This is a genomic window from Pseudomonas sp. PAMC 25886 (assembly GCF_000242655.1).
Classification (GTDB): Bacteria; Pseudomonadota; Gammaproteobacteria; order Pseudomonadales; family Pseudomonadaceae; genus Aquipseudomonas.
Genome location: NZ_AHHC01000050.1, coordinates 237,502 through 263,507, shown reverse-complemented (window position 1 = coordinate 263,507; position 26,006 = coordinate 237,502). Strand labels below are relative to the sequence as shown.

Annotated in this window: 28 protein-coding genes; 13 read left to right on the top strand and 15 right to left on the bottom strand. The window is 60.0% G+C overall.

Annotated features, from left to right (window positions below):
* Positions 1-9: 9 nt before the first annotated feature.
* Entirely contained in the window at positions 10-1,101 is a 1,092-nt protein-coding gene (locus MUM_RS1000000134200; RefSeq protein WP_141629515.1) for a hypothetical protein, read from the top strand.
* Between the two features lie 346 nt (positions 1,102-1,447).
* Here the strand turns inward: MUM_RS1000000134200 and MUM_RS0116735 are convergent, their stop codons facing one another.
* Complete coding sequence (locus MUM_RS0116735) at positions 1,448-2,863, bottom strand: purine-cytosine permease family protein (protein WP_010171800.1); 1,416 nt, start codon at positions 2,861-2,863, stop codon at positions 1,448-1,450.
* A gap of 251 nt (positions 2,864-3,114) precedes the next feature.
* Here MUM_RS0116735 and MUM_RS0116730 point away from each other — a divergent pair, with 251 nt between their 5' ends.
* Positions 3,115-4,026 (top strand): LysR substrate-binding domain-containing protein, encoded by a 912-nt coding sequence (locus MUM_RS0116730; protein ID WP_010171799.1) that lies wholly within the window; start codon positions 3,115-3,117, stop codon positions 4,024-4,026.
* A gap of 130 nt (positions 4,027-4,156) precedes the next feature.
* Here MUM_RS0116730 and argE read toward each other — a convergent pair whose 3' ends face one another.
* The 5 genes from argE to MUM_RS0116705 form a co-directional block, all read right to left on the bottom strand.
* Positions 4,157-5,302, bottom strand: a complete 1,146-nt coding sequence (gene argE, locus MUM_RS0116725) for an acetylornithine deacetylase (RefSeq protein WP_010171797.1) — start codon at positions 5,300-5,302, stop codon at positions 4,157-4,159.
* Complete coding sequence (locus MUM_RS0116720) at positions 5,299-5,976, bottom strand: DUF1028 domain-containing protein (RefSeq protein ID WP_010171795.1); 678 nt, start codon at positions 5,974-5,976, stop codon at positions 5,299-5,301. Before MUM_RS0116720 ends, argE begins: the two co-directional genes overlap by 4 nt.
* A gap of 10 nt (positions 5,977-5,986) precedes the next feature.
* The gene (locus MUM_RS0116715) at positions 5,987-6,397 is read right to left on the bottom strand and encodes a RidA family protein (RefSeq protein WP_010171793.1); all 411 of its coding nucleotides are present in this window, start codon (positions 6,395-6,397) and stop codon (positions 5,987-5,989) included.
* 24 nt (positions 6,398-6,421) lie between these two features.
* Positions 6,422-7,753, bottom strand: coding sequence for a flavin-containing monooxygenase (locus MUM_RS0116710; protein ID WP_443216239.1), 1,332 nt, complete (start codon positions 7,751-7,753; stop codon positions 6,422-6,424).
* A 163-nt stretch (positions 7,754-7,916) separates the two neighbouring features.
* On the bottom strand, positions 7,917-8,810 hold the full coding sequence (locus tag MUM_RS0116705; RefSeq protein WP_010171789.1) for a hypothetical protein: 894 nt from the start codon (positions 8,808-8,810) through the stop codon (positions 7,917-7,919).
* A 167-nt stretch (positions 8,811-8,977) separates the two neighbouring features.
* Here MUM_RS0116705 and MUM_RS0116700 point away from each other — a divergent pair, with 167 nt between their 5' ends.
* Together MUM_RS0116700 and MUM_RS0116695 are read left to right on the top strand one after the other, a co-directional pair.
* Positions 8,978-9,412, top strand: a complete 435-nt coding sequence (locus tag MUM_RS0116700) for a GNAT family N-acetyltransferase (RefSeq protein ID WP_010171787.1) — start codon at positions 8,978-8,980, stop codon at positions 9,410-9,412.
* A gap of 17 nt (positions 9,413-9,429) precedes the next feature.
* The gene (locus MUM_RS0116695; protein WP_010171785.1) at positions 9,430-9,906 is read left to right on the top strand and encodes a GNAT family N-acetyltransferase; all 477 of its coding nucleotides are present in this window, start codon (positions 9,430-9,432) and stop codon (positions 9,904-9,906) included.
* Between the two features lie 168 nt (positions 9,907-10,074).
* Here the strand turns inward: MUM_RS0116695 and MUM_RS0116690 are convergent, their stop codons facing one another.
* Complete coding sequence (locus MUM_RS0116690; RefSeq protein WP_010171783.1) at positions 10,075-10,551, bottom strand: HIT family protein; 477 nt, start codon at positions 10,549-10,551, stop codon at positions 10,075-10,077.
* A 125-nt stretch (positions 10,552-10,676) separates the two neighbouring features.
* Between MUM_RS0116690 and MUM_RS0116685 the strand changes: the two genes are divergently transcribed.
* Positions 10,677-11,006 carry a DHCW motif cupin fold protein gene (locus tag MUM_RS0116685; protein ID WP_010171782.1) on the top strand — a complete coding sequence of 110 codons (330 nt, stop codon included), beginning with the start codon at positions 10,677-10,679 and terminating at the stop codon, positions 11,004-11,006.
* 14 nt (positions 11,007-11,020) lie between these two features.
* On the opposite strand, the gene MUM_RS0116680 is transcribed toward MUM_RS0116685, so the two are convergent.
* Positions 11,021-11,935, bottom strand: coding sequence for a LysR family transcriptional regulator (locus tag MUM_RS0116680; protein WP_010171780.1), 915 nt, complete (start codon positions 11,933-11,935; stop codon positions 11,021-11,023).
* A 117-nt stretch (positions 11,936-12,052) separates the two neighbouring features.
* On the opposite strand from MUM_RS0116680, the gene MUM_RS0116675 reads away from it, so the two are divergent.
* A complete protein-coding gene (locus MUM_RS0116675; protein ID WP_010171778.1) occupies positions 12,053-13,285 on the top strand; it encodes a cation:dicarboxylate symporter family transporter in 1,233 nt (410 codons plus the stop codon).
* A gap of 68 nt (positions 13,286-13,353) precedes the next feature.
* On the opposite strand, the gene MUM_RS0116670 is transcribed toward MUM_RS0116675, so the two are convergent.
* The 4 genes from MUM_RS0116670 to MUM_RS0116655 form a co-directional block, all read right to left on the bottom strand.
* A complete protein-coding gene (locus tag MUM_RS0116670; RefSeq protein ID WP_010171776.1) occupies positions 13,354-14,964 on the bottom strand; it encodes an argininosuccinate lyase in 1,611 nt (536 codons plus the stop codon).
* Between the two features lie 20 nt (positions 14,965-14,984).
* Entirely contained in the window at positions 14,985-16,232 is a 1,248-nt protein-coding gene (locus MUM_RS0116665; protein ID WP_010171774.1) for an OprD family porin, read from the bottom strand.
* Positions 16,233-16,516: 284 nt separating this feature from the next.
* On the bottom strand, positions 16,517-16,993 hold the full coding sequence (locus MUM_RS0116660) for a copper chaperone PCu(A)C (RefSeq protein WP_010171772.1): 477 nt from the start codon (positions 16,991-16,993) through the stop codon (positions 16,517-16,519).
* Positions 16,993-17,598, bottom strand: a complete 606-nt coding sequence (locus MUM_RS0116655; protein WP_010171770.1) for an SCO family protein — start codon at positions 17,596-17,598, stop codon at positions 16,993-16,995. Before MUM_RS0116655 ends, MUM_RS0116660 begins: the two co-directional genes overlap by 1 nt.
* Positions 17,599-17,863: 265 nt before the next feature.
* On the opposite strand from MUM_RS0116655, the gene MUM_RS0116650 reads away from it, so the two are divergent.
* Both MUM_RS0116650 and MUM_RS0116645 read left to right on the top strand, forming a co-directional pair.
* A complete protein-coding gene (locus MUM_RS0116650) occupies positions 17,864-18,247 on the top strand; it encodes a DUF2946 domain-containing protein (RefSeq protein ID WP_010171768.1) in 384 nt (127 codons plus the stop codon).
* 62 nt (positions 18,248-18,309) lie between these two features.
* Complete coding sequence (locus MUM_RS0116645) at positions 18,310-18,864, top strand: putative natural product biosynthesis protein (RefSeq protein ID WP_010171766.1); 555 nt, start codon at positions 18,310-18,312, stop codon at positions 18,862-18,864.
* Here the strand turns inward: MUM_RS0116645 and MUM_RS0116640 are convergent.
* Complete coding sequence (locus MUM_RS0116640; RefSeq protein WP_010171764.1) at positions 18,839-19,768, bottom strand: aromatic alcohol reductase; 930 nt, start codon at positions 19,766-19,768, stop codon at positions 18,839-18,841. The two genes, MUM_RS0116645 and MUM_RS0116640, sit on opposite strands and share 26 nt — an antisense overlap.
* Positions 19,769-19,858: 90 nt before the next feature.
* Here MUM_RS0116640 and MUM_RS0116635 point away from each other — a divergent pair, with 90 nt between their 5' ends.
* A complete protein-coding gene (locus tag MUM_RS0116635; protein ID WP_010171762.1) occupies positions 19,859-20,263 on the top strand; it encodes a winged helix-turn-helix transcriptional regulator in 405 nt (134 codons plus the stop codon).
* On the opposite strand, the gene MUM_RS0116630 is transcribed toward MUM_RS0116635, so the two are convergent.
* Complete coding sequence (locus MUM_RS0116630) at positions 20,264-21,190, bottom strand: LysR family transcriptional regulator (protein WP_010171760.1); 927 nt, start codon at positions 21,188-21,190, stop codon at positions 20,264-20,266. It lies immediately after the preceding gene.
* A gap of 149 nt (positions 21,191-21,339) precedes the next feature.
* On the opposite strand from MUM_RS0116630, the gene MUM_RS0116625 reads away from it, so the two are divergent.
* The 4 genes from MUM_RS0116625 (at position 21,340) to MUM_RS0116610 (ending at position 25,161) form a co-directional block, all read left to right on the top strand.
* Positions 21,340-22,362, top strand: coding sequence for a zinc-dependent alcohol dehydrogenase family protein (locus MUM_RS0116625; RefSeq protein WP_010171758.1), 1,023 nt, complete (start codon positions 21,340-21,342; stop codon positions 22,360-22,362).
* Positions 22,363-22,518: 156 nt separating this feature from the next.
* On the top strand, positions 22,519-23,424 hold the full coding sequence (locus tag MUM_RS0116620; protein WP_010171756.1) for a LysR family transcriptional regulator: 906 nt from the start codon (positions 22,519-22,521) through the stop codon (positions 23,422-23,424).
* 93 nt (positions 23,425-23,517) lie between these two features.
* Complete coding sequence (locus MUM_RS0116615) at positions 23,518-24,534, top strand: hypothetical protein (protein ID WP_010171754.1); 1,017 nt, start codon at positions 23,518-23,520, stop codon at positions 24,532-24,534.
* A 126-nt stretch (positions 24,535-24,660) separates the two neighbouring features.
* Complete coding sequence (locus MUM_RS0116610) at positions 24,661-25,161, top strand: DUF2165 family protein (RefSeq protein WP_010171752.1); 501 nt, start codon at positions 24,661-24,663, stop codon at positions 25,159-25,161.
* A 123-nt stretch (positions 25,162-25,284) separates the two neighbouring features.
* Here the strand turns inward: MUM_RS0116610 and MUM_RS0116605 are convergent, their stop codons facing one another.
* Positions 25,285-25,938 (bottom strand): helix-turn-helix transcriptional regulator, encoded by a 654-nt coding sequence (locus MUM_RS0116605; protein ID WP_010171750.1) that lies wholly within the window; start codon positions 25,936-25,938, stop codon positions 25,285-25,287.
* Positions 25,939-26,006 lie beyond the last annotated feature (68 nt).

The following is a 26,006-nucleotide window of genomic DNA, read 5'->3' as shown; positions in this document are numbered from 1 at the left end:
GGATTCCCTATGATTTTTTATCTAGATTCCAGCTTAGCTTCTATTACAGATGAAAACGTAAAGTCACACTTTATTGACTTTATGGAGAATTTGTGCGTCGCAAGAAAAAACGGCCGACATATTATATGTTCTGAGATTAGCACCCTCGAAAGCTTGATGTCGTTGACCTCTCTAGGGGAGCGTACACGTGCGACTCTAGCCAAGGTAGCAAGAAGAGTTAGAGGTAAATTGACATTATTTGAAGCGTGCAGTATCTACATAAAAGTGGTTTCAGCCCCAGGTGTTTTTAGAAAAATTCAACTCTCTAATGGAAAGGAGGAAATTCAGATTTCATCTGATTGCATTGACTCGGACGAGTTGTTTATTAAACCTCGGTTTTTGGTGGAGAACAGAACCGATGGGGTTTTTTATGGTGCGCTTGCCAAGCTTACATTGAACCGCGAGCAGCAATTGCAAAATGTTATTCTGAATTATGAAATCGTTGCCGGTGGAGGAAGCCAAACGCCAAGGGAATACGAAAACTTAAGGCGGAAAAAGCATCTTACTTTGTGTATGGTTGATAGTGATGTTGATTATCATGGTGCTCCGCTTGGTACTAATACTGCGGCACCTATATACGTTATGGATCAGACTACCCCGCCAGTCATTTCTAAGTCTGTAGTCTTGAATTGTTATTCAGCTGAAAATTTGATTCACCCAGCGATGCTAAAAGAGGTGTTTAATCTGACAGGAGGGGAGGCATGGTACGAAGAGTTATATCGGCATTTCAAAGCGGATTTTTGGATGTTTTTGGCACTCAAGCAAAAAAAGACATGTTTGGATTTTGCGCCGCTAAATATTAAGGCGACATACTGGTTTTCAAAGCGGGCTGAATTTTCGGCTGCTGATTGCCATCCGGTTTGTGATCCGAAAGTCTGTTCTATATTCAAGCCGCTACCATCTGCGACGTTAAACACGGTCGCAACGTACCTTGATGCCGGGGGCAGATTTTTTTTGCCAGAAATAGTTTTTGATGAACATGCAATATTCGGAGAGTGGGGGGCGATTACGAGAAATCTATTCTCGTGGACGTGTTCTGGAGATCGAATGAGTTCCATGTGATATCCGACACCGTCTTTGGAATTGGATAAGCGTAAGCTTTTTGTTAAGGGTAATAACCGGAGCCTTGGGCTCCGGTCAGTTTACTATGTTATTCGACTTTAGCCGGCACTATGCAGATTGGTTTTTAATAGTATATTGCCTATAGTGTGTGACACTATTCATTTTGTTGCTTTGACGTTCGAGGAGATTGATTTTTTATTGGTTTTCTCCCGCGTAGCTGCGGAGAAGCCATGATCCTGAGTCCATGACAGAGCAGCATTTCAGTACGCAGTCACCACTCGGAGTTAAATGATATATAAATCGGGTGATGGTATTTAGCTATATGTGAGTGGCTAAGGTCCTCACTTCAAACCCCACCCACCAACTTCCCTCCCTCCAACCGACGCTTATACGCACTGTCCCGACTCGCCAACCAGAAATACAGCGGCGACGTCACCACCAACCCCACCAGCCAGGACAAATCCGCCCCGTTGATGTGTGCCGAGATCGGCCCGACATACAGCGGCGTATTCATAAACGGAATCTGCACCACAATCCCCACCGCATACGCCAACAGCGCCTGAGGGTTGTACCGCCCGTAGATCCCGCCATCCACCCGAAAGATCGAACCGATGTCGTACTTGCCCTTATGGATCGCATAAAAGTCGATCAGGTTGATCGCCGTCCACGGCACCAGCACCACCAGCAGCACCAGCACCATGTCCACGAAGTGCCCGATGAAGTCTTTCGAGGCAAACACCGCTGCAATCGAGCACGCGGCCAATACCAGCACCGAGATCACGGCACGCGCCTTGGCCGTCGGGATCCAGCGGTAGGCGAAGGTTTGTACCAGGGTGATCAGCGACAGCACCGCGCCGTATAGGTTAAGTGCGTTGTGGCTGATCACGCTGAGCAGGAACAGCAACAGCATCAGCGGGCCAATGGAGCCGGTCGCGAGTTTGACCGCGTCCATGGTGTCCATGCCGACCGGCGTTGCCAGTACCGCCACGGCACCAAAGATGAACGACAGGCTGGAACCCAGCACGGTGCCCAGGTAAGTAGTCCAGAACGTCGACGCCACCGGCACGTCCGCCGGCAGGTAGCGGGAATAGTCCGAGACGTACGGCGCAAACGCGATTTGCCACAGCGCCGCCAGCGACACGGTGGCCAGCCAGCCGGAGATGTTGAAGTTACCGCGCGTCAGGAAGTCGGCCGTTTGCACGTGGGTGAAGATGTAGCCGAAACCCAGCACGATGCCCGCGCCCAGCACCCAGGTGCCAATGCGGTTGAGCACGTGGATGAAGCGGTAGCCGATGATGCCGATGATGCCCGAGCCAATGGCGCCGATGACGATGCCCACCGGCACCGGGATGACGTCCACCACGCCGTGCAGGGATTTGCCTGCCAGCACGATGTTGGAGGCGAAGAAGCCGATGTACATCACGCCGGCGATCACCACCACCAGCAGCGCACCGAGGGAGCCGAACTGGGCGCGGCTCTGGATCATTTGCGGGATGCCCATTTGCGGGCCCTGGGCCGAGTGCAGCGCCATCAGCACGCCGCCGACGAGGTGGCCGACGAGGATCGCGATGATGCCCCACACCAGGTTCAGGCCGAACAGTTGCACCGCCAGGGCGCCAGTGACGATGGGCAGCGGCGCGATGTTGCCGCCGAACCACAGGGTGAACAGGTCTCTTACCTTTCCGTGGCGATCTTCCGGGGGCACGTATCCAATCGTGTGTTTTTCGATAAGCGGGGCGGAGGATGTTGCAGTGGTGACCATGACGAGCTCCAAGGCAAGGTGAGTACGTTGACGTACTTCGCTGGGCGGCGCGTGTGCGTCGCTTTTGTTGTTGGAGTGATCATGTGCAATGGCCACGGGGAGGTAAATTAGTAAGTTTGTTGCTATAGACCTTAAAAAAAGTATCTCGCGTGATTTTTTGCTCCGGTATGTTGCATGTACTTGAATCAGTGTGAAAAAGCCGATTTTCACGCACTTGTTTGGGGCGAAATCCCACGTTTATGGAGGTCCCGATGGCGGCCTATAACCTGCGTCAGCTCAGATATTTTGTAACCACCGCCGAGTGCGGCAGCGTGGCAGAGGCCTCGCGCAAGCTCTATATCGCGCAACCGTCGGTGTCGACGGCCATCAAGCAACTGGAAGACAGCTTTGGCGTGCAGCTGTTTATCCGGCATCACGCGCAAGGGGTGTCGCTGACCCCCAGTGGTGCACGGTTTTATCGCAAGGCCCTGGAGCTGCTGCGGGTGGCCCATGAATTTGAGCAGAACGCCCTCGCCGACAACGACGTGGTGGCCGGGCAGATCGACATCGGCTGCTTTGAAACCGTGGCGCCGCTGTATTTGCCGCGTTTGATTGCCGGCTTCAAGGCGCTGTGGCCAGGGGTGGAAATCCGTATTCGCGACGGCGAGCAGCAGGAGCTGGTACAGGCGCTGACCGCGGGCAGTATCGATGTGGCGATGCTGTTCGAGCATGACTTGGGTGGCACCATCGAGACCACGCCGTTGATGCCGCCGCAGCAGCCGTATGCGTTGTTGCCGGCGGATCACCGCTTTGCGCAGCAGGCCAAGGTGTCGTTGGCGGACCTGGTGCTGGAGCCGATGATTTTGCTGGACGTGCTGCCGAGCCGGACGTACTTCGTGAGCATCTTTGAAGAGCGCGGGTTGACGCCGAATATTGTATTCAGCTCGCCGTCGATCGAGATGGTGCGCGGCATGGTGGGCAGGGGGTTCGGGTTTTCGATTCTGGTGACCAAGCCGTTTACCGAATACACCTATGACGGGCAGAAGGTGGTGTGTGTGCCGTTGGCGGAGACGGTGACGGGGTCGGGGCTGTCGGCGGTGTGGTTGCGGCGGGCACCGTTGACCAAGCCGGTGCAGTTGTTTGTGGACTACTGCCGCGAAGAGCTGGCGCGGTTACTGGGTTAGACACAAAACCAAAAATGTGGGAGCCGGGCTTGCCCGCGATGGCGGTGGATCAGTTTGCAAATCTGCTGGCTGATACACCGCCATCGCGGGCAAGCCCGGCTCCCACAGTTGATTTGAGTTGTTTGGGGAATCAGGTACGGATCGAGAGCAACATCCGCTGCAGCATATCGTCGCAACCCTTCAGTTGTTCAACGCTCACAAACTCATCCGGCTTATGCCCCTGGTCCATGCTCCCAGGCCCGCACACCACGGTCGGAATGCCCGCCGCATCAAACAGCCCACCCTCAGTCCCAAACGCCACGGTGCCAAATGCCCGCGAGCCGGAAAACGCCGCAATCAGCTCCGCCGCCTGGCTGCGCTGATCGGTGGCCAGCCCCGGATACGCCGACAACTCACTGAAGCGAATCGAACTCTGCCGGCTCACCGCCTGCATCCGCGGTAACACCTGCTGCATCGCATAGGCTTGCAGCTCCTCAGCCACTTCGCCCGGGTCCATCGAGGGCAGGGCGCGCACTTCAAAGTCGAAGCGGCAATCAGCCGGCACGATATTCAACGCCTTGCCGCCGGAAATCACCCCGGTTTGCACGGTGCTGAACGGCGGGTCGAAGCGCTCGTCCTGATGGGCCTTGAGGCGCTGGCCAATCCGGCCCAGCTCACCCATCAGCTCGGCCGCATACTCGATCGCATTCACCCCGGAAGGCGCATAGGCCGAGTGGCAGGCCTCGCCATGCACATCACAGCGCATCGCCAGCTTGCCCTTGTGACCGAGCACCGGTTTCAGCTCGGTGGGCTCGCCGATAATGCACAGCAGCGGTTTCACCGGCCATTGCTCCAGCACCTTGAGCAACGAACGCACCCCGAGGCAGCCGACTTCCTCATCGTAAGACAGGGCGATATGCACCGGCATGCGCAAGTTGGCCTCGACCAGTGCCGGCACCAGCGCCAGCACACAGGCGATGTACCCCTTCATGTCCGCTGTGCCCCGGCCAAACAGCTTGCCGTCGCGCTCGGTCAACTCAAACGGCGGCAACGTCCACGGCTGGCCATCCACCGGCACCACATCGGTGTGCCCCGACAGCACAATCCCGGGCACATTCGCCGAGCCGAGGGTGGCGAACAGATTGGCCTTGCTGCGTTCTTCGTTGTAGACCAACTCGCTGGCGACATCGAAGCCCGCCAGGTAGTCGCGCACAAACTCGATCAACATCAGGTTGGATTCGCGGCTGGTGGTATCGAACCCCACCAGCGTCTGCAGCAGTTCGCGGCTGGTGCTCATCGGTCGTCTCCGGCCACGCCGTAGCCCGGGGAACGGTCGGGGGCGAGGGCGCGGTCGATGTAGTCCTGCACTTGCGGGCGATACGCGTCCCAGAGCTTTTGCAGCTCGGCGATCGGCTGCTCATCGGCCCAGTCTACCCGCAGGTTGATGATCGGCCAGGTCAGCTCGCCCACCACCACCAACGCTGCCGAGTGCACCGGCCCGGCTTCACCGCCGGCGTCGATGGCCGCGTGCATCGCGGCCAGCAGTCGGTCTGCCAATTGGCCTTCGCCTTGCTCGAAAGCCTTGACCATCGCCTCGATCACCGCGCGGTCGGCGAGCATATTGCCGGCGGCCACGCACTGTTCGCCCGACACCGCGTTATGGGTGCCGAGGGTTTCGCTGCCGCTGAAATGCACGGTGCGGCCCAGGTGATCAATCGCCGTCAGTTGCCGGTATTGGCTGTAGCCGTTGCGGGTCAGGGCTTTATCGACAGCGTCGGCGGGGGCAAGGCCTTGCTCCAGCAAGTCGAGCACGTCCGGGCCCAGGGCCGGCAGGGTGATGTTCTGGGTCGAGACCGCACCCACGCCGGGCCGCAGCCATGGGCAACGGGCGCCCACGGCAATGCTCGATGAGCTGATGGCAATGCCCATCTGGCCGGTGTCCGCGCAACGGGCGACGATTGAAAAGGTCATGTGCAGCTCCTTATTCGGGAATAACGGCGATCACATCGATTTCCATCAGCCATTGTGGCTGGCCCAAAGCCGACACCACCAGCCCGGTGGAGATCGGGAACACACCCTTGAGCCACTTGCCGACTTCCTGGTACACCGGCTCGCGGTAGCGCGGGTCGATCAGGTAGGTGGTGGTCTTGACGATGTGGCTCAGGTCACTGCCGGCTTCTTCCAGCAATTGCTTGACGTTGCGCATGGCCTGCTCGGCCTGGGCGCGTGGGTCGCCGAGGCCCACCAGGTTGCCGTCGAAATCGGTGCCCACCTGGCCACGCACATACACCGTATTGCCGGCGCGTACGGCCTGGCACAGGTCGTTGTCCAGGCTCTGGTTAGGGTAGGTTTCCTTGGTGTTGAACATGCGGATGCGAGTGTGAGTAGGCATCAAAAAAACTCCAGAAATAAGTGATCAGGCGCTGACAGGTGAGGTGTGAACAACCGGCGCGGGTTCGCGGTACTCAAGGTATTGGCGCTGGATGGCGATATGGTCGGCCACGTATTTGGCGTCATGCCAAACGCCCCAGATAAACGACGAGCCCCGGCGCGACTGCCATGGCAAACCGAGGAAGTAGATGCCCGACTCGCTGGCCACGCCGCGCTGGTGCTGCGGCTTGCCGGCGGCGTCAAACGCATCGACTTTCAGCCAGCTGTAGTCCACGGCAAAACCGGTGGCCCAGATGATTGAGGTGATACCGGCCTTGGCCAGGTCCAGTTCAAGAATCGGGTGCTTGATGCACTCGGCATCGGGAAACACGCGGCGCGCTTCAGGCTCTACCGGCAGGTCGAGGCCGTTGCGTTCGATATAGGCATCCGCCGCATCCAGCAGGGCCAGGTAGTTCTCATCGCCGCGCGCCAGGTTGTCCACCAGATTGGGCTGGAAGCTCGCAACGCTGCCGTTGAAGGATTGGGTCAGGCCAACCAGGGTCATGCCTTGCTGGGCCAGCTCACGGAAGTCGATGGTCTTGCCGCCGTGGGCGCCGCTTACCGCAATGGTCACGTGCTCGCGGCCGGGTTTCATCGCCGCCTGGTCCCACTCGCCCAGCACCCCCAGCCACCAGCAGAAATCGCGGTTGCGATAGGCACGCGGTGGGCGGTCGTGGGCGCCGACCGACAGGTACACCTGGCGGCCGGAGCGTTGCAGTTCATCGGCAATCTGTACCCCGGAGGAACCCGCACCCACCACCAGCACGGCGCCAGTCGGCAGTTGGGCGGGGTTGCGGTAGTCCGCGGAGTGGATCTGGTGCAGCGCAGTGTCTTTAGGCGCAATCGCCGGAATCACCGGCTTCTGGAACGGCCCGGTCGCCGCCACCACACGGTTGGCTTCGATCACGCCTTCGCTGGTGTGGATAGTAAAGCCTGGGCGACCGACATTGCGCACCACGGATGTCACGTCCACGCCGGTGCGAATCGGCGCATTGAACTTGCGTGCATAGGCTTCGAAGTAATCCGCCACCCGCTCTTTTGGCGCAAAGCCATCGGGGGCGACGTTATCGAAGGCCAGGCCCGGAAAACGGTCGTGCCAGGCGGGGCCGTTGGCAACCAGCGAATCCCAACGGCCGGTGCGCCAGCGCTCGGCGATACGGCTGCGCTCCAGCACCAGGTGCGGCACGCCTTGCTTGCTCAGGTGCTCGCTCATGGCGACGCCAGCCTGACCGGCTCCCACCACCAGCGTGTCTGTTTTTGTTATTGCTTGAGTCATGTGTCTGTCCTTGCGTAATGCAGTTGGATTCAGCTTGGGCATGGCTTCAAGGCTAGGGGGAGGGCGGTTTTTAATAAAATATTATTAAGCTGGGAAGTGAGCATAAATATCGAATGCAGAACGTGCCTGCTTTTTGGGGGGAGGCTTGGATCGGTGCTGTCGCAAAGGCCGCGGTGCGGCCTTTGCGAGTGTGGGTGGGCGGGGGTCAGTCTTCTTTGTAATGCCGTGTGATTTCCGCTTCCAGCCCCGGTCCAATTGCGGCTGCAATGGCTTTGATTTCAGCTTGCGCGGCGTCCGCATCACCTACGACATTTCCGGATTCGGTGATGGCCAGCGAAAGCTGAACCGCTACGTCTTGATCCGGAGCAGGCAGCAGTTCCGAGCTTCGTTGATCTATGGGAACGATGAATTTTGGCGGTGTGTGCAAGGGAACATCAGGTACGGTGATGGCCGCTGTTCCCAACGGGCGTAAATGCCAAACGCCTGCCGCGTCTTGCACCACCGCTGACTCCGCCATGGCCAGTGACATGGAAATGCTGCCTTTCCCTTTGTCGGCAGCCGAGTCATTGGATGGGTACTTCGTGAGTGACACACTGTTTTGTGCAATCACAAGCAGCGGCTTCATCACAAATGCCGAGGGGCCGGCCCATTCGAGTTGCGCGACAAAGGCAGCGCTAGGGTTCCAGTTCTTCCTTTCTTCCTCGCCTGCTGGAATCACGCCGCGATACATGACAATGCAATTGGTTTTGCGGAGCGTGGATGATAGAAACACGCCTTTGACCGAGTAACTTTTGTTTGATCGCTCCTTCGTCTCTTTGACATAGCTGCTCATTTTCTCTACGACGAGATCGAAGGCGAGCTTGCCCGCGATTGGTGCCCAGATCGCCGGCGCTAAATCAGCCTGCCGCGGTGTTGCACAAGTCTTAGTGATTTCTTTTGGGAGCCAGGGCGGGCTATCAGTGTTATCCGCCACCAACAGCTGGAGATAGACTTCATCTTTTGGATTGGCTTGCGGCTCGATTTTTTTGGTAGTTAAAACCTCAAAAAACTGACATCCCGCTAGCGTGCCCATTATTAAAAAAAGCAGTATTAAGCGCATGTTCAGCCTCTCTTCCTTGGGTTGTGTAGGTGAATGGCGTATTGAGAGTAGATCGATTTTTGACAGGTAATGGCGTTAAGCCATAATTTTTCGCTCTATTTCCGGACCCTGTCATGTTTGATTTGATACCTTGCTGACAGCCAACCCATACCCATAGGCACCGCGCTATGCCCGAGATCCGCACTATGACCCTCGACGACTACGACGCCGTCACCGACCTTATGCGCAACACCCCCGGCATCTCCCTGCGCGATGCCGACTCCCGCGAGGCCACCGAGCGTTACCTGGAGCGCAATCCCGGCATGAGTTTCGTGGCCGAGGTAGAGGGTCGGCTGGTGGCGTGCGTGATGTGCGGGCACGATGGCCGTCGGGGCTATTTGCAGCACCTGCTGGTGTTGCCGGAGTATCGGCGCCAGGGTATTGCGAATGCGCTGGTTGAGCGTTGCCTCAACAGCCTTGCGCAGCTCGGCATTCGCAAATGTCACCTGGATGTGTTCAAGACCAATGACAGCGCCGCTCGTTATTGGCAAGGCCAGGGCTGGCAGTTGAGGACCGATATTGACCGCTATTCGTTTACCCGACCGGGTGACGAGAACGCCTGATGTCCATGGAGGGACAGATGCTCGAGATAAGACGCGCCACGCAGGACGATGCACAGACCGCGTTTGATATTCGCTTGTTGGCCATACGCAGCCAATGCATCGGCGCCTATACGTCGGAACAGATGATGCTGTGGACCCGGGGCTGCGCCGAGGATGGTTATGACACGCTGATGGACAAGCATTTTTACCTGGGATGTATCAACGGTGAGCCGGTGGCTACCGGCATGCTGGACCTGGCGAATAACGAAATCGGAGCGCTGTTCGTGTTGCCCGGGTTTACCGGACGCGGGATTGGCAAGCAGATGGTGGCGTATCTGGAGGCGTTGGCGCGGGAATTGGAGGTCGAGGAAGTAATCCTGGACGCGACGTTGAACGCGGCGAATTTTTACCGGCGGCACGGCTATGTGGGCAGCGAACAGGCGATCTACCATTCGCCATCGGGGTTGCAGCTGGCGTGTATTCCGATGCGCAAATACCTGTACCGTTCGCACTGACACCCCAAAAAAACCTGTGGCGATGGGGCTTGCTGTGGTGAGGGGGCTTGTCCCCCGTTGGGCTGCGAAGCGGCCCCAATAAGGCGACTGCGGTCTTGCAGGCAGAACTCAGTGACTGTTTTGGGGCTGCTGCGCAGCCCAACGGGGGACAAGCCCCCTCGCCACAGGTTATGTCTTGAATGCCCCACGCAAACGCTTGATCACCTGGTCTACAGCGGGGCCTTGTACCGCCGGTGGAGTAGGGCTCTCACCAAACTCTCGCCAGATAAAAAATGTCAGTTCGGCTCCGTCGGTAGCCTGCTGCGGCACCCCGAAACTCTGCAACACCCGATAGCGCTCATCCCCCCAGAACAACGCTTCCACCCACTCGTAAACCGGAATGAAATGAAAGTGCAGCGGGAAGCCCGGCATATGCCCGAACCGGCTGATGTAAAGCCATTTGGGTTGCAGTTGCGCCTCCATGATTCGCTGGGTTTTGGCCAATAACCCACCCAGCTCTGCGAGCGCCGCCTCGGGCATGTCCGCCAGTGAGTGGGCCGGCGCCTTGGCACCCAGCATCAGGTAGCCCGGCAGTGCGGATGACAGGTGATGATTGAGCAGCCAATGCTCGGTCTCATGCACAACAAAGGATGGATCGATCTTCATCGACGGGCGTCCATGCGGAGGAGGGTGCAGGATACTGTATCCCGCAAATGCAGTGGATCTGTCTCTATCGCTGTGCGCACCTGTTCAGTAGGTTCTGACCATCTGCATTCACCGACGAGACCCTCATGAACCTGACCGCAATTCCCTTTGGCACCATCGACTGGTCGACCCTCGAACCGGTGCTGCATCCCGGCGAAACCGGCAGCGCGTATTGGCGCACCTGCCAGTTCGGTTCAACCCGCGTGCGCATGGTCGAATACAGCGCCGGTTACCTCGCCGATCACTGGTGTTGGCGCGGGCATATCCTGCTGTGCCTCGAGGGCGAGTTGCACACCGAACTGGAGGACGGCCGGCAGTTCACGCTGACGGCCGGGATGAGTTATCAGGTGGGCAATGACATGGAAGGGCATCGATCATCCACGGCCATCGGGGCGAAGTTGTTTGTGGTGGATTGACGTTTTATCGGCCCTCACCCCTTGCGGTAAACCCCCGCCAACTCCCGCGCCAATCCAATGAAGTTCTGCAACGGCGCCGACGGATTGAACGTGCGCCGCACCAGGGTGATCGGCGCCAGCAACCTTGGTCGCGCATCGCTGATCCGGCAGTACACCACGCTTTCGCGGTGCACATCGCGCATCGACGCCGGCACCACCGAGATGCCCTCACCGGCGGCCACCAGGCTGACGTTGGTCAGCATGCGCTCCACTTCAAAGGCAATCTTCGGCTCGAAGCCGGCGTTCTGGCAGGCCTTGATCAGGTTGGCGTACATCCCCGGTGCGCCGGGGCGGCGGACCAGGATGAAGCGTTCGTTTTTGAGGTCGGCCATGGTGATCTTGGGCTCGGCACCCTTGAGCAAAGGGTGCCCGACGGGCAGGGTCAGCAGCATTTCTTCGTTGAGCAGGCGGTGAAACGTCAGGCTCTGGTGGTCGCCCACCGGGGCGCGCAGGATGCCGATGTCGATGCGTTTTTCGATGGTGTCTTCGGTGACTTCCCGGGCGCTGCCTTCGTTGATCGAGAGTTCCACGCCGGGGTATTGCTCGCGGTAGGCGCGGATGATTCGCGGGATCAGCGGGTGAGCGGCGGCGGAGCTGGTGAAGGCGATGACCAGGGTGCCTTCGATGCCCTGGGCGGCGCGCGCAGCCTTGAGCGAGCCTTGCTCGACACGGGCGAGGATGGTCCGCGCTTCATCGAGAAACACCAGGCCGCCGGCGGTCAGGTCGACGCCCTTGGGGTGACGCTTGAACAGGTCGAACCCCAGCTCTTGCTCCAGGGCGCGAATCTGTTGGCTGAGGGGCGGTTGCTGCATGTTCAGGCGGGCGGCGGCGCGGGTGAAATGTCGCTCTTCGGCCACCATGATGAAATAACGTAAATGGCGAAGTTCCATGGTGGTATATCCCGTGACAAGACTTTATTATTTGTGGCCTGATGCGCCTTGGCGACCAATATGCCGAAAGTGGCCTGATCCGACAATAACAATAAATAAAAAGACCATGGAGCATTGATGTCGAGCCGATTTTTCAATAACGCCACCCTGCCTATTTTGATTGCCATTGCACTTGGCATGGTGTTAGGGCTGTTTTATCCGGGTGTCGCGGTTGAGATGAAACTGCTCAGTGACACCTTTATAAAAGTGGTTGGTTTATTGATGCCGTTTCTGTTGTTTGTGCTGGTATCGACCGGTGTCGCCGGGATCAAGCGCGAACCCCACCACCGGCATGTCGTGGGCCGAATTGTCCTGTATTTTCAGCTGATGTCCCTGGCCGCGTTGCTGCTGGGGATGGCGACGGGGTGGCTGTTCAATCTCGATCATGGGGCGGTGGCCAATCTGGATTTTGATCACCTGACACCGCCCGTCGCGCCGGAAACACTGCTGCACGAGCTGTCGATGACCTCGATTTCGTCCAGTCTCTACAAGGTGTTCACCCAAAGCCTGGTGCTGCAGGTGATGCTGGTGGCGGTGCTGTGCGGGCTGGTGCTGGGGCGTGGCGGCCAGGTCGGCAACCGCTGCCTGGGCTGGCTGGAAGCAGCCGTCGCCGGGTTGTTCTGGTTGCTGCGGGTTATCTTGAAATTCGCACCGTTGGCGGCGTTCGGTGCGATGGCATTTGTGGTGGGAAAGTACGGTTTAAGTTCGGTGTTGCCGCTCTTGAAGTTCATTGTGGTTATTTATCTGGCGTGCGCCGTTTTCGTTATTTTAGTGTTCGCCACGATTACACGCCTGCTCGGCGTTAAATTGACTCGGCTCATTGTTTACTTGAAAGAAGAGTTGTTGTTGGTGACGTTTACCGGCTCGTCAGTGGCTGCACTTCCCGGTTGTGTGAGCAAACTTGAGGCGTTGGGCTGTGATCGCCAATTAGTGCGCCTGGTGCTGACCACCGGTTATACCTTCAATTTGGCGGGCACCAATATTTACCTGACCACCGCCATCATGTTCCTGGCGCATCTGGCCGGTGTGGAGATTGCCGTGCCCGAGTTGCTGGCGGTGCTGGTGATCTGCCTGTTCACCTCGCTTGGGTCCACCAGCGTGGCGGGCTCGGCGTTGTTTACTTTGATTGCCACCTTGAACATCCTGCAACTGGTGCCGCTGGAAGGGGTGGGATTGTTGTTGGGAGTGGAGCGGCTGATGAAGTGTCGGTCGTTGACCAATGTGCTGGGCAATTGTGTGGCGTGCCTGGCGATTTGCGGGTGGCAGGGGGCGATTGATCGTGAGGTATTGAAGCGGGAGCTGAGGCACTGAGCCAAACACAATGTCCAGCCCCATACTCGGTCAAATGTGGGAGCGGGCTCCCACATTCAGATTGCATTTCAGCCCTTGGCGTTCAGCAACTTGTCGAAGGCCTTGTCCAGATTGCCTTCCGCACCTTTCAATTTCTCACGTCGTTCCTTCAACCAGCTCTGGTCTGCGTCGAGGTTCTTGCGCGCTTCCACCAACATCCGCTTGACCTCTTCCGGCTGCGGCCCACCCGTCCCTTTACGGGTCTTGACCATCGTCGTCGGCGACAGCGCCGCACGGAAACCCGCCTCATCCAGCGGCAAGGCATTCGGTGTCCATTTGTATTTGTCCGCTGCCTGGGTGTACAGCTTCTGCGCGTCTGCATACGGGAAGGTCTTCGGAGTGGTGCCGTTGCTGCGCGCCTCGGTGACGATCAACGAAGCGAAGCTGTGGCCAATGCGGAACGGCACCTTGAACTGACGCTCCAGGGTATCGGCCAGCTCCATCGACGTGGTCCACTCCGACTCCAGTTCATCCAGCGCACGCTGCGGGTTGATTTGCAGCGCATCCAGCACGGCATCCATGCTTTTGAACATCTCGTCGGTGGACTGGAACAGGCCCAGTGAATCAAACGCGAACTTGTAGTCGGTCATGCCGGTGGTGACGTTATGCGCGCGCAAGGTCACGGTTTGCGCCAGGCCCACCACATCCGAGGCCGATTCGCGGGTGCGCATCAACAAGCCCGGGTTGCGTTTTTGCGGCATTGCACTGCTGGTGTAGGTGGACTCTTCGTCCAGCAGCAGCCATGGGCGGATCTGATGGTATTGGGTATGGATATCGCCAATCATTGCGCCGATGCGGATCGCCGAAGACGCCGCCAGGTTGGCCGCTTCGATCGGGATGTCATAGGTCGACACCTGGCTCGAGTCCAGGGAGTTTTCCCGCACGCCGTCAAAGCCCAGCAACTCGGCCAGGCGTTCGCGGTTCAGCGGGTAGGCGGAGTTCGCCAGCACCGCGGTGCCCATCGGGCTCTGGTTGAGGCGGGTGTAGAGTTCCCGGATGCGCTGGCCGTCACGGTCAAACGCGGCTTCGAACGCCAGTAGGTAGTGCGCATAGCTGATGGGCATGGCCTGCACGCCGTTGGTGTAGGCGGGCACCAGGGTGTCGATGTTCTTGTCGGCGATGTTCAGGATGCGTTGGCGGGTGGCGTTCAGTGCGTCGCTGTAGGCCAATACCTGTGAGCGCAGTTTGGCCAGGCGGTAGGTGGCGAGCATGTCCTGGCGGCTGCGGCCGGAGTGGATCAGGGAGGCTTCCGGACCGATTTTGTCGGTCATGATTTTTTCCAGTTGCAGCACGTCTTCCGGGCGTTTGCCGTCGGGCTGGTCGGCCTGGTCGATGGCAAAACGTACACCGCCGGCGATCTTGTGGCCCATGTCCGGTTTCACGATGCCTTCTTCGGTGAGCATCACGATCGAGGCTTTGTTGATGCGGTTCAGCCAGGCGAACTGGGTTTGGGTCGGGTCACCCTTGGCCTTGTGGGCCGTTTGCGAAGAACCTGGCGTGGCGCCGACTTTGGCCGCCTGGGCCGCGCACTCTTCGGTGGTCTTGCAGGGCAACGCACCGGTGTCGGCGGCGTAGGCGCCGTAACTGCTGAACAGGGCAAAGGCGACGGCCAGGTGGATCAGGCTTTTTTTGGTATTCATGTGCAACGCTCCGGGAAAAATCACAGCAAGGGCAGGGTGTAGCTGACGATAAAGCGGTTCTGGTCGATATCGCTGCCGCTGCCATTGCTGCGATACGTGCCATTGCGCCATTTCACTTCAAGGTTCTTCAGGGCACCGCTCTGGAACACGTAGCCGATATCGGTATTGCGCTCCCACTCGGTGCCTTCCAGGGTGCGAGTCCGCACGAAGTTGTCGCCTTTGAGGTAGCGGGTCATGAAGGTCAGCCCGGGGATGCCGAGGGCGGCGAAGTCATAGTCGTAGCGGGCCTGCCAGGACTTTTCCTCGGGGTTGGCGAAGTCCGGCGAGATCATCACGTAGTTCACGAGGTAGGAGTCGGTGCCGTCCAGGTGGGGGAAGCCGGTGGTGCCTTTCATGCGCTGGTAGGCGGCGCCGAACGAGTGGCCATGGATGCTGTAGGTGAACTTGGCGCCGAAGGCCTGGTTGTCGATGTTGCTGTTGCCTTCCTTGCTGGAGTCGGCGTATCGCAGGTCGGTCTTGAACGACTGGGCGTCGCCCAACGGCAGGGTGTGGACCAGGTTGAAGATGTGTTGCTTGTAGTTGTTCTCAAGGTTGGCGTAGTGGTAGCCGGTGACGAGGGTTTTGGTCCAGGCGTAGCTGGCACTGGCGAAGTCGAATTTATCGCTGGGCACGGCGCCCTTGATGCCTTTGCCATCGACTTCGATGTCGGCATGGCCGCTGTCGTTGCGCAGGGTGTTGCTGGTCAGGCGCCCGGCGTCGAAGGTCAGGCCGGCGATGTCCTGGCTGGTCAGTTGGGTGCCGCGAAACGTCTGGGGCAGCAGCCTGCCGTCGTTGGGCAGCACAGTCGGCAGCTTGGGGATCAACGTGCCGAATTTCAGCACGCTTTTGGAGATGCGCGCCTTGGCCGTGGCGCCCATTCGGCTGTAGCTGTCCGGCGCGCCGTCCTCGCCCACGGGGAGCAGGCCGGTGTTTTGACGGTCGGGGCTGGAGTCCAGTTTCAGGCCCTGCAGGCCGATGGCATCGAGGCCAAAGCCCACCAGGCCTTCGGTATAACCCGACTGGTAATTGAGGATCAGCCCTTGGGCCCACTCATCGCGTTTGGACTGGCTCGCGTTGGGCTGGCGGTAATCGCTGTTGAAGTAGAAGTTGCGAAATTCGAGGTCGGCCTTGCTGTCTTTGAAAAAGTCAGCTTCGGCAAAGGTAGGGAAGGCAAGGGTCAAACCGAGGGTGGCCGAAGTCAGTCCCAGGGTAATGGGGGATTTGTTCATTGTTATTCCCGTTGTCTGCTGCTTGTTTTTAGAATTATTTGGCAGGACGGCGACAGGGAGACGCGTCCGGCTTGCGCAGGCTAACGAGTTGTTTTGCAGATTGAAAATATATAGAAAGTGTTGAAGCGAGAGGTTTTAAATATGAGGGTGTTTCGCTGTGGTGAGGGGGCTTGTCCTGTAGCGAGGGGGCTTGTCCCCCGTTGGAGTGCGCAGCGCTCCCGCTTTTTTTGGGGCCGCTACGCAGCCCAACGGGGGACAAGCCCCCTCACCACAAGTAACGGCGATCAATGCATCTTGCTGTGATCCATCGTTTCCATCGCATTCAACGCACGGGCTTCGGCCTTGACTTCAATCAGCTGCTTTTCACCCTTGGCATTTTCCACGGTGACGGTCAGCGGCACCTGGTCGCCTTCCTTGATCTGGGCAGTGAGGTCGATCAGCATCACGTGATAACCGTCCGGGTCGAGCTTCACGGCCTTGCCGGCCGGCAACGGCACCGACTCCACCGGGCCCATGCGCATCACGTCGTCCTTCATGGTCATCTCATGAATCTGCACGGTCTTGGCGACCGGCGACGCCACACTGAGCAGTTTGCTGTCGGTGTCGGCCGTCACGGTCATGAAGGCGCCGCTGGACGGTTGGCCCGGTACCGAGGCGCGTACCCAGGCGTCGGTGACCACTGCCTGTGCACTGGCGTGTGCCGCGAGGCCCAGCAGGGAGAGACCGAGGGCGATGCGCTTGAAGTGTTGAACGGCAGTCATTAGCAGACCTCCATGACGGTGAGCAGGTCTTCTGCGCACTCTTTGGCGTTAAGCGAAGCGGACAGGCCCAGGCGCAGGGTGCCCCGGGTGTCGAACACAAAGCTGGTGGCGGTGTGGGAGAGGGTGTAGCTGTCGCCGGCGGGGATCTTTTCATAAAAGATCCCGAATTCCTTGGCGGCCACGGCGATTTCTTCCGGGGTGCCGTACAGCGCCTTGAAGCTCGGGTCGAAGGCCTTGACGTAGGCGTCGAGAATCTCGGGAGTGTCGCGCTCGGGATCGAGGGTGATAAACACCACCTGCATGATCTTGCCGTCGCGGCCCATCAGTTTTTTCGCCTGGGCCATGCGCGCCAGGGTGGTCGGGCACACGGCCGGGCACTGGGTGAAGCCGAAGAACACCACTGGCATCAAGCCGCGGAAGGAACTCAAGGTGACGGTTTCACCGTCGGTGTTCTTGAGCTTGAAGGTACGGCCCATGATCTTGTCGCTCAGATCCTTGCCGTACTTGAAGTTCAGTTTCGGGCTGTTGTCACAGCCGGCCAGCAGGCCCAGGCCCAGCAATCCCATGCCGGTGAGGACCTTGCGGCGGGTGAATAACGTACTCATCAACTGTGCATCCTGTGAAGCGCCTGGGTACCACGAAGCGTTAAATCAGGCGAGGAGAGCGTGGCATTCTAACAACCCCTGCCTGCGGGCGTAATCTGCGACGTTCTGTCACAGGTGTGGCAGGGCAAGGCCAAATGTGAGCGTTGTCGAGCTTTAGCGAGGCTGCGAAGGGATCGCCTCGGTGCCTCTTCAAGGTCGTGGCGCCTGCATCCCAGCCTCGCTAAAGCTCGACAGCTCCTACAGGGGGAGTGGTAAAGTCGCCGCCATGAAACTGACCCGCCCGGACCGTTCACTCATTGCCTGGACCTTGTATTTTTGCGTCCTGTTCAATGTGTTCGTCTGCGGTTTGGGCCATGGGCAGATGATGGGCCTGGAGCTCAACGGCCTGGGTGGGCAATTCTGTTCAAGCCTGGGCACCAAGGCGCCGGCCTCGGACTCAGGCCTTGGCAACCCGACGGCCAGCAGTTGGTCGAACTTCTTCGCGTGCCCGGTGTGCTCCGCCGTGACCCTGGGCATCGTCTTCCTGTTTTGCCTGGCCTGGCTGTTGGGCCTTGGACAAAAGCCGCGCCCGGCCCATGAGCGGCGCAACAAGGCCCCTCCGCGTTACTCCTGGCCCTCGGCCAACCCTCGCGCTTCCCCTGCACTCTGACGTGTGCCCAGGGCTTCCTGTTACCAGGAGGCGTTCTATCGTCACGAGTGTGAGTGCGTTCCATGAGCTCTATCCTGCCTTCCGGCGCTGCCCGCCTGGTCAGCAAGGCGTCGCGCCGTCCGACACGCGGCGAAGTATTCTTGCCGTCTGTCGAATACCCAAGTAATGCCCGCTGTTTCGTCCACCTGGACGCACGGTTGCTGCCGTACTGGCACACCTTGTTCGACATCTGCCCCGGTTTGCTCAAGCTCGACCCGCCAGAGGGCCTGAACCTGTTTCGCAGTTTCATGACGTGGGCGTACCGCAACCGTCCGTCGCTGAACTGGACCTATCACGTGAGTGTGTGCCGCTGGTTGCTCGGTTCGGTGTATCGCACGCAGATCGATGAAGAACCCATCGAAGCGTTCATGACGGCGGCAGCGGCCCGCTGGGTCAGTGATGACTCCAGCCAGGCCCGGGGCGTGGTCGTGGCCTGGCAAGGTTCGCCCCTGCCGGTGGTGGACTGGAAGCCGGGCAGTGGCGGGCAACTGCCAACGTTGCCGCCGCCGCCCGGGGATTTCGCCTGGTGCGCGCTGGATAGCCAGGGGCGGTTCAGCGGGTGGTTGCCGGTGCCTTGAGGTTCTGCCCGATCCACTGGGCAACGCTGGTCACGGCGATTTGCCGTTGCGCGTTGAAGGTGATGGCGGGGTCCCAGGACACGCCGTCGCCTTGGGCGAAGGCCACCCGGTATTTCATCAGGTTGTCCCCGGGCACGGCGGCCAGTTCGGCCTCCAGGTACGGCACCGACCAGCGTTCGCGTTTCAGCGTGCGACCCAGTTGCGCATCCACCGTATCGGCCAGTTCGCCATAGGTCAGGGTGTCGCCGGCGGTGTACACCACCTGATTGGCGATCGGCGGTTCGCTGAACAGGATGCGCGCGGTCAGCAGCCCTATGTCTTCCGGGGTGGTGACGGTGACGGCGGTGTCCCAGTCCCCCAGTGCGTGCACGGTATTTTGCGCCAGGTCGACGACTCCGAAGGACGGTTCAAACAGGAAGCTGGTGAACATCCCGGTGGAGACGATTACCCACTGCGTGCCTTGCTGGGCGCGCAGCAAGTCGCGCACGTCGAGCTGTTCATCCCACAGGTCCTGGGCCGAGCCGCGGCCGATCACGTCGTAATCCACACCGAACTGCCACGGCACGTAGCGCTTCACACCGCCCGCGATGGCGGCGCGGGTCAGTTTGCGCTGGGTACCGGCGCCGGCGGCAAAACCGATGCAACTGACCACGGTGTGATAGTCGGCGAACACCGTTGCCAGTTCAGCCTCGGAGTCGTTGGCCAGGTCACCGGCCAGCAGCTCAATGCCCAGGGCGCGCAGCTCAGTGATGTCCTGTTGTTTGGCAGGATCGGAGGCGTTCAGTGTGGCGGGGCGCAGCAACACGGTTACCGACACATTTTTCGGGGCGGCCAGGCGTGACAATTGGCGCAATACCGCCAGGCCCAGTTCGCCGGCGCCCAGTACAAGAATCGAAGCAGTCATAGGGTTCTCGGTTCAGGTGAAAGTCGTGCCATGCTTGCAGAATTGCCGACCGCGCATAAGAAGGCACACCAGTGATACCGGGAGTAGAAGGTGGATAACGACGAGATCATCAGGCGATCACAAGCCGCTTGCGACGCCCTCAGCGCCGATGAAGACGGGCTCAAGCGCCAGGTGTTGACCCATGCGGGAAACCGCTGGTCACTGGGCATCGTGCACCTGTTGGGGGTGAACGGGCGACTGCGCCACGCCGAGATTGGCCGGCGCATGGAGGGCGTCACCCAGCGCATGCTCACGCGCACCTTGCGCCAACTGGAACGCGACGGCCTGGTGCTGCGCCATGACTTTCAGGAGGTGCCGCCCAAGGTCGAATACCAGCTGTCGGAGCTGGGCAAACAACTGCTGGTGCACATGATTCCGCTGTGGACCTGGGTGGTGGAAAACGCCGGTGAGTTCAGGCGTTCCCGGGAGCAGTTTGACGTTGAGCAAGCACCCTGATCAGGGCTTGGGCCGGCAGTCTGCACGGGTGCTGCCAGCTCCATCCTCGGGAAACAGGTGGGCATGCAGGAAGTCGATAAACACCCGCAGCTTGGGCGTTGGATGCCGGCCCGAGGGCCACATGATCCGGAAGTTCTCCGCTTCCGAACAGTCCTTGAGTACCGGCACCAACTGCCCGCTGTCGAGCCATTCACGGATGGCAAAATCCGCCAGGTAAGCGATGCCGATGCCCTGCACCGCAAAGCAGATGCGCGCTTCCAGGTTGTTGCAGACCATCGCGGCGGGCAGCGGGAAATCGGCTTCCACGCCATCCTGGCGCAGGGGCCAGCGTTGCATCTTGCCGGTGTTGGGATAGCGGAATTTGATGCATGCATGGTGGGCCAAATCTTCTGGCCGCTGCGGCGTACCGCGTTCGGCCAGGTAAGCCGGTGACGCCACCAGCAGCATCCGGTAGCCGCCCAGCAGGCGCGAGGTAAGGCGCGAGTCGGGCGCTTCGCCGCTGCGCAGTACGGCGTCGTAACCTTCCTCTACCACGTCCACGCGGCGGTCGGTGAAGCTCAGGTCCAGCTCGACCTCGGGGTAGGTCTTCTTGAACTGCGCGAGCACCGGCAGAAACGGGTGGCCCACCAGCGGCAGGCTGACTTTGAGCCGGCCACGGGGCGCCGACACGGTTTGCGAAAGCTCGGCTTCGGCCTCGTCGATCTCCGTCAGGATGCGCCGGCTGCGCTCCAGGAACAGCTCGCCCTCGGCAGTCAGCGTGACGCTGCGGGTGCTGCGGTTAAACAGGCGCACACCCAGGCGTTCCTCCAGGCGCACCACGCTCTTGCCGACCGCCGAGGCCGTTACGCCCAGCACGCGCCCGGCGGCGACAAAGCTGCGGGTTTCGGCGACCTGCACAAAAACATTCAGGGTGTTGAGGCTGTCCATCGAGGCTCCGGTTTGGCTGAGACGAGGCCTGGCTACCTTATCCCGATTGCGGAACAAAAGCTCCGTAGACAGTGGAGCCGGCCCCCCCTTAATCCCGTGAAGCCAGGCTCATATCCTTGTGGCATCGCCCATTCACGAGGAATACCAAGATGACCGACACCATGAAACGCTGGGAAATACCTGCACTGGGACTGCACACACTGCGCCTTGCCGACGTGCCACGCCCCACCGCGAAGGCGGGGGAAGTGCTGGTGCGCGTCGAGGCCGTCTCGCTCAATTATCGCGACGGTGAAGTGGTGGATAACAGCATGGGGGCGGAACTCACTTTTCCGTTCACGCCTGCCTCCGACATGGCGGGGACGGTGGTCGCCGTGGGCGAGGGCGTTACGCGTTTCAAGGTGGGCGACAAGCTGCTGTCGACGTTTTTTGCCGGATGGGTCGATGGCGCTCCGCTGTCCTGGAGTGAAGCGCCGCCTCAGGGTGGCCCGCTCCCCGGCATGCTCGCCGAGTACGTGGCAACGCCAGCCGAATGGTGTGTGCATGCGCCCCTCAGCCTCACCGCAGGGCAGGCCAGCACCTTGCCAGTGGCCGCCTTGACGGCGTGGATGGCGCTGTTCGAACTGGGCCACCTGCACGCCGGACATACCGTGGTGGTGCAGGGCACCGGTGGCGTCTCGCTGTTTGCGGTGCAACTGGCAGCGGCCAATGGTGCCCGCGTTATCATCACCAGTAGCAGCGATGAAAAGATCGCGCGCGCCATCGAGCTGGGTGCCACCCATGGCATCAACCGCAGCCGGGTACCGGAATGGCACACGGCGGTGCAGGCGCTGACCGATGGGCGTGGCGCCGAACATATCCTGGAAATGGCCGGCGGTGACAACCTCACGCGTTCCCTGCACGCGGTAGCCAACGGCGGTCGCATCTCGGTGATCGGCTTGTTGGAGAGTGATCAATTGACTGCGCCGGTCATGGCCCTGCTGGGTAAGCGGGCTTCCATCATCGGCATCTCCGTGGGGCCGCGCCGGGCATTGGAAGACCTGATTGCCATGATCGACCGCCACGGCATCGAGCCGGTAATCGATCACACCTACGGTTTCGATCAAGTGCCCGAAGCCTTCGCTCATCTCGGGCACGGTGCCTTCGGCAAGATCGTGATCGAGGTCGGCCGGTGATCTACATCAGATAAGGCGGAATTTTGTGCCAGATCAAAAGGGCTGTAAAGCCGCAGGTTGGCCTACTGAAAAACCGTCGGATTGGCTAGGGCGCTTGGGTTTCCGGTTGGGTACTGTCGAGGCTTTTGGCGTGCGCCCTTCAAGGAAACCCCACCGATGTCCATCGGAAAAAACTTCGCCGGCGTCATCGCCTTCATGAAAGTCGCGGCCAGCGAAAGCTTCAGCGAGGCAGCACGCGACCTGGGCATTTCAGTGCCTTCGGTGAGTCGCAGCATTACGCGCCTGGAAACCCAACTGGCAATCAAGCTGCTGGAACGCACGACCCACAGCGTGGCGGTCACGCAGGAAGGGCGACGGTTTTTTGAAGAGTGCCTGCCCAGTGTCGAGCATCTGTTGCGCACGACCGAAGCGCTGAAACACGCGACCCAGTCGCCGTCCGGCGTAGTGCGCGTGAGCTCTACCGTGGGCTTTGGGCGCAAGTGCATTGCGCCGTTGCTGCCCGGGTTCTGTAAGGCTCACCCGGACATCACCCTCGAATTTGACCTGAACGATCGCCACGTGGATTTCTCCGAGGGCCGGGTGGATGTCGCGATCCGCAACGGTCGGCTTGAGGACGCCGATGTCATTGCCAAACAGCTGGCGCCGATGAGTTTCGTCACCTGTGCCGCGCCCGAGTATCTGCAGCGAGCCGGTTATCCGCAGACCCTTGAAGACCTGGCAGCGCACAAAACCATCGCCTTTCGCCTGGCGCAATCGGGCAAGCCGCATGTGTGGGAGTTTGAAGTCGATGGGCAGTTCATGCGCCTCCCGTTGCCTTACAGCCAGTTGTTCAATGACCCGGAGCTAGTGGCGCTCGCGGCCGTAGCCGGTGGTGGTGTGGCACAGCTGGCCGGCTATCAGGCGCAGCACTGGATCGCGCAACAGCGTTTGATCGTTTTGCTGCCGGGTTATGCGGCGCAGGCGCGGGGCAGGGGGCATTACATCTGCTATCGGCAGCGCGACAAGATACCGCTGCGGGTCAAGCTGTTCGTCGACTACATGGTGCAAGCCTTCCAGGCATGACCATTGGGTAAAAGGCTTTTGCCTGGGTGCCTAATTGTCGCGGGTGGCGATGGCTGGGCACTATCCGGTGATATTTATCACCGGGAAATCAATATGTTAAGCAAAGCTATCAAACCCTGGCTGGAGTGGCTATGGGTGCTGCCGTTCGCTGCGGCGCTGTACTATCCGTGGGCGCTGGCGTGGAGTAACCAGGCGCATGTGGCAGGCGCCGGCACCCCGGTCGTCCTGGCGTTGATCCTGAGTGCCTATGCCGTGCCGCTGCTGGCGTTTGCCTGTGTGTATGTGACCGGTGTCCAGCCGGTGATGAGCACGCGTCTGGTGCTGGCGCGGCGCTTGTCGTGCCTTGCGGTGGCGGCGCCTCCCGCGTACACGCTGATGGGCGTCGTGCTGTACCTGATGAAAATCTACGGCCACGACATCGCGGTATGGAGCAGCCTGTGGCTGGCACTGACGGGCTTTTTTGCGATGGTGTCGTCAACGGGCCCGAGCATCAGCCTGGTGACCTCCGACAAGACCTATATCAAGCTGCGTGTCGCCCACGGCATCGCCTCGGTGGCGATTCTGTTGGTGTTTCTCGCGCCGCACCTGTTCAACCACCTGCTGGGTGTACTGGGTACCGATATGCATAAGTCGGTGATGGAGGCGCTGCGAGTGGTGTATCGCAATGGCGTGTTGGAGCCGGTGATCATCGTCACGTTTTTCTTCCAGATTCTCAGCGGGCTGGTGTTGATTCGCCCGAAAACCGTCACCCGCGCCGATCTGCTGGATGCCTTGCAGACTGCGTCAGGTGCGTATTTGTCGCTGTTTATCGCGTCCCATATCAACTCGGTGTTTACCCTGGCGCGTTACTTCGGCACCGACACCGATTACGCCTGGGCCGTGGCTGAGCCGGTAGGGTTGCTGGCGGATCCGTGGAGCATTCGGCTGCTGCCGCATTACTCCCTGGCGGTGTTCTTGCTGATTGCGCACTTGGGTTGCGGTTTGCGTGGTGTGTTGCGTAACCACAATGTCAGCGAGTCGCGCAGTTTGCTGGCGACCTGGTGGGTTATTGGGGTGGGCAGCGTGGTCACAATCGTCATTACCAGCAGCATGCTCGGCGTACGGGTTTAGGCCGTTGGCGGTACATGCAAAAAGTAATGTCTTGTGTAAGTTAAAGCGCTCACCGTATTATCAAAGCAAGTTCTTGTGTATATGGCTGAAACCCGATTTGCCCTTTCAGCGAATATGGAGGTTTGGATGAGCGTGGACGCATTGCTGCCGGGTGGTTCCACCGGTCTGTTCCTGGGGACGCAGGCCCTGGGCTTGAGTGTCTGGCTGACCCTCGCGGTGCTTAACAACGGGCAGGCTTTTCGCAGCTCGGTGGGTGCCGTGGGCGCGACCATGGCCATGGCGCCGCTGCACCAAGCTCCGGCTATCGACACGCCCTTGTTGAGGCGTGCGGTGCGCTCGCCACGCCTCCATCAGTGGGCACTGCTGATCGTGCTGGCCCTGCAAGTTGTCGCGGCAGTGGCGGCGTGGGCCGGCAGCTACCAATTGGTCCTCGGTGACGGCCTGGCGGCGGCCCGGCCATGGCTCAACCTCGCCCTCAGCGGCTTCTCGGCGTTCGTTTTCGCGATGCTGCTGGGCGGCTTGTGGTTCGGCTACTGGATTCGCCAGGAGGGCTTGCAGCTGACGCATTTGGTGCTGCTGGTCTGGGCGCTGTTGGCATTTGCATTGTTCAATCTGCAAGGGGCCTGACCTTGGCTTGAGGCCGAGGCTGCGATGGACTGCGCAGCTTTCGTGAAGCCTGAACCGTTGGTGTATCCGGGACACTGCGGTGATGGAATTACGGTTGCTGCGCAGCCCACCGCAGCCTCTTTTTTACTTGCGGGGCTGGATGCTGTAGGCGCAGCGCCGGTCCCCGGAAATCAAATGCTCGCACCGCTCCACCACATTCTCGTCCCCCAGCGCCGCCTGGAAAATTTGCAGCTCCGAGCGGCAGAAGCCCTGGCACTTGCGCGCAGCCACGCAGATGGGGCAGTGGTTTTCCACCAATAGCCAGCCATCGTCCAGCGGCTCCATCTGTGCCATGTACCCGGCGCGCTCGCGAATCTGCACCAGGATCTCGACTTTTTCCTGCAGGTTCGACGCGGCGGAGCAGGCCTGGATGTATTCGTGTTTGGCCGCCGCCTCCATGCTGGCGATGACTTTTTCCACGCCTTCGCTGCCAAAAATCCCTTCGATGGAGTCGATCAGGTGCAACGTCAGCACGCTGTGGGAATCCGGAAATTTGCTCTGGGCGGTTTCGGTCAGTGCCCACTTCAGCGATGGCCGACCGGCACCCGAGATGGGGGCCGATACGCCGACGATCAACTCCGCGACCTGTAGCTTCTGGATTTGCTGGCGGGCGGCTTCGGAGGTGATGTCCAACAGCGCAGCCAGGTCCGTGGTTTTCAGTGGGCCACGGGTCTTGAGCAGGAACAGGATGCGGTCCCCGGTGGATGCCTGGCTGTCGTCGGTGGGTGTGGCGTTCATAGATCGGGAATAACCATGGAAGTGACCGGTCCATTTGACCACAGGAGGCACGCCGGGGCACCTCTTGA